This window comes from Streptomyces sp. NRRL S-495 (assembly GCF_000966955.1).
GTDB classification, from domain to species: domain Bacteria; phylum Actinomycetota; class Actinomycetes; order Streptomycetales; family Streptomycetaceae; genus Kitasatospora; species Kitasatospora purpeofusca.
In genome coordinates, this window is sequence record NZ_JZWY01000315.1 from 1 (window position 1) to 5,893 (window position 5,893).

Annotated in this window: 4 protein-coding genes; all 4 read left to right on the top strand. The window is 74.4% G+C overall.

What is annotated here, in order from left to right; all coding sequences use genetic code 11:
• Positions 1-240 precede the first annotated feature (240 nt).
• The 4 genes from VR45_RS17410 (at position 241) to VR45_RS17425 (ending at position 5,880) form a co-directional block, all read left to right on the top strand.
• Positions 241-2,328 (top strand): tetratricopeptide repeat protein, encoded by a 2,088-nt coding sequence (locus VR45_RS17410; protein WP_159394242.1) that lies wholly within the window; start codon positions 241-243, stop codon positions 2,326-2,328.
• A gap of 261 nt (positions 2,329-2,589) precedes the next feature.
• Complete coding sequence (ald, locus tag VR45_RS17415) at positions 2,590-3,705, top strand: alanine dehydrogenase (RefSeq protein WP_045940690.1); 1,116 nt, start codon at positions 2,590-2,592, stop codon at positions 3,703-3,705.
• 373 nt (positions 3,706-4,078) lie between these two features.
• Positions 4,079-5,245: a ParA family protein gene (locus tag VR45_RS17420; RefSeq protein WP_078896606.1), complete on the top strand. Its 1,167-nt coding sequence runs from the start codon at positions 4,079-4,081 to the stop codon at positions 5,243-5,245.
• A 41-nt stretch (positions 5,246-5,286) separates the two neighbouring features.
• Positions 5,287-5,880: a hypothetical protein gene (locus VR45_RS17425; protein WP_078896607.1), complete on the top strand. Its 594-nt coding sequence runs from the start codon at positions 5,287-5,289 to the stop codon at positions 5,878-5,880.
• Positions 5,881-5,893 lie beyond the last annotated feature (13 nt).

Below are 5,893 nucleotides of genomic sequence, written 5' to 3' on the forward strand. Positions count from 1 at the left end.
GGGTTGGGTGGGGGCTCGGGGCGCGGGGGTCGGGAACCGAGGATTCGGGCTCGGCGGTGGGCCCTGGCGGGGTGCGTTCTGTCGGGTCGTCGGCCGGGTTTCGGCCGGGGGGGTGATTTACCGGTTCGTACGACCGGATGTCACCTCGGTCGGGGCGGACGGCCGAACTACGCTTCGCAGACGGGGCGTCCGTCGGGGGCGGCCGCCGGTCGGTGCTGGGTGACGTCGGGAGTGGCACGGGTGGCGAGGAAGACGGCGACCATGGAGGCCGGGACCGGCGCGCCCGTCGAGCGCGTTCCCGGGCTGGAGCGGCTGCCCGCCGGCCCCGCCCTGTTCGTCGGCCGGCGCACCGAGCTGGCCGCGCTCCGGGCCGCCGCCGCGCGTCCGGCCGAGGGCCGCAGCCCGGTGCTGGTGCTGGCCGGGCGGCCCGGTTCGGGCCGTACCGCGCTGGCCGTCCGGTTCGCCGTCACCGTCGCCGGCCAGTACCCCGACGGCGTGCTGTTCGCCCGGCTGTCCGCCCCCGACGGCGGCCGGGTGCCGCCCGCCAGGGCCGCCCGCCGGCTGCTGGAGCAGCTCGGCGCGGACACCGCCCACGTCCCGCTGCCCGGCGCCGCCGGGGACGGCCGGGACGATCCGGCGTGCGTCGCGCTGCGCGCCGCGCTGGCCGGGCGGCGGGTGCTGCTGGTGCTGGACGACGTCCGGGACGCCGGGCAGCTGTGGCCGCTGCTCGCGGACGAGCCCGGCTGCCTGGTGCTCGCCACCACGGCCGGGCCGCTCACCGGGATCGAGGACATCGATCCCGTCATCCTCGGCGGGCTCGACCGGTCGGCGGCGGCCGAGCTGCTCGGCGACCTGGTCGGCGGCACCAGGATCGGCTGCGACCCGGTCGGCGCGGCGGACCTGGCGGAGGCCTGCGGCTCCCAGCCGGCCGCGCTGCGGCTGATGGCCGGGCGGCTGCGCGGCAAGCCGGAGCTGGCGGTGACGGAGGCGGCGAAGGAACTGCTGCGGGCCGTCGCCGAGGCCGGGAAGGCGGAGCCGGAGGGCGCGAAGGAGTCGGCGGAGCCCGTGGACCCCCCGGCGCCGAAGGGCGCCCGGGAGCCGGCGGCGAACGGGAAGGGAAAGGGGGAGCGGGGCAAGGGGCGGCGCGGGGCGGCCGCGACCGGGCCGGAGCCGGCCGCCGCGGTGGCCCCGCCGGAGGAGCCGGCCCGTGACCCGGCCGCCTGGGTCCGGCCCGGGCCGGAGCCCGCCGAACCCGTCCCGGTGCCCGACAACGACCCGCTGGTCGGTGCCTTCACCCTGGCCTACGCCGGTCTGACCGCCGCGCAGGCCCGGATGCTGCGCGCGCTCACCCTGGCCCCCGCCCAGTCCGCGGACCCCCGCACCGCCTCCGCGCTGGTCGGCTGTCCGGCCCCGGAGGCCGCGACGACCCTGGCCGCGCTCGCCGAGCGGGAGCTGCTGGCCGAGGAGCCGCCGGCCGCGGACGGCACCGCCCGCTACCGGGTCCCCGGCCGGCTCCACCCCCGGCTGGTCCGGCTGCGCGAGCGGGACGACCGGCCCGCCGAGATCGAGCTGGCCCGGGCCCGGCTGCTGGAGCGGCTGGTCCGGCTCACCGAGTCGGCCCGCTCGCTGCTCGACCCGTCCGAGGGCGCCGGGCCCGATCCGCTGCCCGGTCCGCTGCGGCTGAAGTCCGCCGCCCATGCCCGGGAGTGGCTGCTCGGCGAGCGGGACCCGCTGCTCGGCGCGGTCGCCGACGCGATCGGGCAGGGGGATCTCGACGGCTCGGCGGGCCGCTTGGTCACCGCGCTGCTCCGGTCGCTGCCGCTGACCGGCGCCGCCGCCCCGGCCGACCTCCACCAGCTGCACGAGCTGGTGCTGACGGTGGCCGAGCGCCACGGCCGGCCGCGCCGGGCCTCGGCCGCGCTGCTCAACCTGGGCGACCTCCAGGCCGCCGCGGGCCGCTGGGAACAGGCCGCCGGGCACTACCGGGCGGCCCTGGAGCACGCCAGGACCGCCGACGACGAGGCGCTCTGTGCCCGCGCACTGGAGGGCGCGGCGGGCTGCCACCGGGCGCTCGGCGATGCCGTGCGCGCCGCCGATTGGTACGGCCGGGCGCTGGGGGTCCGGCAGTCGATGGGGGACCAGGCCGCCGAGGCCCGGCTGCTGGCCCGGGTGGCCGAGGCGCACGCGGCCCAGCGCCGGTTCGACGAGGCCGAGCGGGAGTACCGGGCATCGCTCTCGGTACTGCGCCGGATCGGTGACGAACGGGGCCGGGAGGCCGTCGCCGCCGCCCTCGCCGAGCTGCGGGAACGGGCCTCCGCCGGGTGGTAGGTCACGATTCGGGAGTATTGTCGAATATGCCCGGTCAGCGCGGCTTTGACAGGAAGATCGCGATGGAAGCCTACGAACCTGCCAATGAGCTCGGCAGATTTATTCACTTTGGAAGGCTGACACGCCGCCTGGGCTTCATTACACTCGTACTCAGTCGCGCATCGAGCCGTGCCCCGGTGCCATCCGGAGGCTTCCCCCCGTGCGCGTCGCCCGCCGGTCTTCTCCGGTAGGGACCCCCATGGCAAGAGGACGTGTTTAGCCGTGAAGGTCGGCATCCCCCGCGAGGTCAAGAACCACGAGTACCGCGTGGCCATCACGCCCGCCGGCGTGCATGAGCTCGTCCGCAACGGACACGAGGTCTACATCGAGGACAACGCCGGTGTCGGCTCCTCGATCCCGAACGAGGAGTACGTGGCCGCCGGCGCCACCATCCTCCCCACCGCCGACGAGGTGTGGGCCACCGCCGACCTGCTGCTGAAGGTCAAGGAGCCCATCGCGCAGGAGTACCACCGCCTGCGCAAGGGCCAGACGGTCTTCACGTACCTCCACCTGGCGGCCGACCGCGCCGGCACCGACGCGCTGGTCGCCTCCGGCACCACCGCCATCGCGTACGAGACCGTGCAGCTCGCCAACGGCGCCCTGCCGCTGCTCGCCCCGATGTCCGAGGTCGCGGGCCGGCTGGCCCCGCAGGTCGGCTCGTACCACCTGATGCGCCCGGCCGGCGGCCGCGGCACCCTCCCGGGCGGCGTCCCCGGCACCCACCCGGCCAAGGCCGTCGTCATCGGTGGCGGCGTCTCCGGCTGGCACGCGGCCACCATCGCCATCGGCATGGGCTACGACGTGACCCTGCTGGACCGCGACATCAACAAGCTGCGCGAGGCCGACAAGATCTTCGGCACGAAGATCAAGGCCATCATGTCCAACTCCTTCGAGCTGGAGAAGGCCGTCATCGAGGCCGACCTGGTCATCGGCGCGGTGCTGATCCCGGGCGCCAAGGCCCCGAAGCTCGTCACCAACGAGCTGGTCTCCCGCATGAAGCCGGGCTCCGTGCTCGTCGACATCGCCATCGACCAGGGCGGCTGCTTCGAGGACTCGCACGCGACCACGCACGCCGAGCCGACCTTCCAGGTCCACAACTCGGTCTTCTACTGCGTGGCCAACATGCCGGGCGCCGTCCCGAACACCTCCACCTACGCGCTGACCAACGCGACGCTGCCGTACGTCGTCGAGCTGGCCAACCGGGGCTGGAAGGACGCGCTGCGCCGCGACGCCGCGCTCGCCAAGGGTCTGAACGTCCACGAGGGCCAGATCACCTTCGCCGCTGTCGCCGAGGCGTTCGGCCTGGAGTCGGTCTCCCTGGAGTCCGTGCTCGCCTGAGCCTGACCCCGCGTCGCCCCCGACCCGATGTCCTCGGGTCGGGGGCTTCGCCGTGCCCGTCCACGGGGTGGCGCCGAGCCCCCGCCGGCGGTGTGAACGACGGGTGAACCCCGTGACGACTTCGAGGGCGGAACGGGTGGGTCGCTCTGTCGTCAATTTCTGTGGGTCGTGTCACCCCACCGCAGAAACGTTAGGGTCAAGGGCCCTCACATCCCTTGACAGAGGGTTGCCCGATAGTCGACACATCCTGCCCACTACCGTGGATTGTGTTGCTGCGAACGCCTTGAACGGCCTAGAGTCGCAAACCGTCGGCATGCTGCCACGCTGACGAATCGACATAGAGTCCTGGATGCCCAAGGAGGTAAGACGACTTGTGAATGAGTCGACATTTGCTCCCGGGGGTGGTCAGCCAGGGCTGGCGGAGCACACCGCCGGCCAGCCGAGTGGGGAGTCCGGGGCCAGGCAGGCCTCCGTGGGCTCGGCCGAGGTCGGCTCGGTCGCTCTCCGTACTTTCGAAGCACGCCAGAACACAGCACAGGTGACCACGGTGACCGACTACGACGCCGAACTGCCGGCCCACGGCCTGGCCTACGGCGAGTTCGCCTACGGCGCCTACGACGACCCCGACGCCGAGTACGAGCCGGACCCCGAGTACGCGGCCACGCTCGCCCCCGACGCCGCGCGGCAGCGCCGCGAGCGGATCGGCCCGACCGGACGTCCGCAGCCGTACTTCCCGATCCCGGCGCCGGTGGCCGAGCACGGCCCCGCCCAGATCATCGCGATGTGCAACCAGAAGGGCGGCGTCGGCAAGACCACGTCGACCATCAACCTGGGTGCCGCGCTCGCCGAGTACGGCCGCCGGGTGCTGCTCGTCGACTTCGACCCGCAGGGCGCCCTCTCCGTCGGACTCGGCGTCAACCCGATGGAACTCGACGTCACCGTCTACAACCTGCTCATGGAGCGCGGACTGACGGCCGATGAGGTGCTGCTGAAGACGGCCGTGCCGGGCATGGACCTGCTGCCGTCCAACATCGACCTCTCCGCCGCCGAGGTGCAGCTGGTCAGCGAGGTGGCCCGGGAGTCCGCGCTGGCGCGCGCCCTGAGGCCGCTGCTGCCCGACTACGACTTCGTCATCATCGACTGCCAGCCCTCGCTGGGCCTGCTGACGGTCAATGCGCTGACGGCCGCTCACAGCGTGATCGTGCCGCTGGAGTGCGAGTTCTTCGCGCTGCGCGGTGTCGCGCTGCTCACCGAGACCATCGAGAAGGTCTGCGAGCGGCTCAACCCGGAGCTGCGGCTGGACGGCATCCTCGCCACCATGTACGACTCGCGCACCGTGCACAGCCGCGAGGTGCTGGCGCGCGTCGTCGAGGCGTTCGGCGAGCACGTCTTCCACACCGTCATCGGCCGGACCGTGCGCTTCCCGGAGACCACCGTCGCCGGCGAACCGATCACGACGTACGCGACCAATTCGGTCGGTGCCGCCGCCTACCGTCAGCTCGCCAGGGAGGTGCTCGACCGGTGCCGCCCCGCCGAGTGAGTCTCCCGGGGGCCGACGAGCTGTTCCGAACCACCGGCGGGATGGCGCTCTCGCCGTCCCTCGCGTCGCGTTCGGCCGTCGAGGCGCCCAGACCGGAGACCGCCCGGGCGGTCAACGGCGCCGGTGACCCGGACGGCGCCGAGGGCGCCGACGAGGTCACCGCGGCCGGTGGCGTCGGCCCGGCCGACGGCGGCGAGGGGCCGGAGCGCGCCGGGAGCGGCGCGGACCGGTCCGGGGACCAGGCGGGCGGCCGACGGAGCACGCGCCGCGAGACCGGTACGGCGGGCGCCTCCGTGCCCGCCCCCGCACAGCCGGGCGGCCGGACCTCGGCCCCGGCGCCGCGCCAGCACGCCGGTGCGGTCGAGGACCAGACGGGTGCCGCGGGGCGGCCCCGTCCGCGTGGCCGTGCCCCCCGCCGCCCCAGCGGGCGCGAGCGGCACGACGAGAAGATCACCGTGTACGTGTCCGCCGAGGAGCTGATGGACCTCGAGCACACCCGGCTGGTGCTCCGCGGTGAGCACGGCCTGGCGGTGGACCGGGGCCGGATCGTGCGGGAGGCCATCGCGGTCGTCCTGGCGGACCTGGAGCAGCGCGGCGAGGCCAGCATCCTGGTGCGGCGGCTGCGCGGGCGCTGAGCCCGTGCCTCGG

Excerpts from the sequence above, each read along its gene's own strand:
- VR45_RS17425 (WP_078896607.1), top strand. The coding sequence starts at position 5,287 with ATGGCGCTCTCGCCGTCCCTCGCGTCGCGTTCGGCCGTCGAGGCGCCC.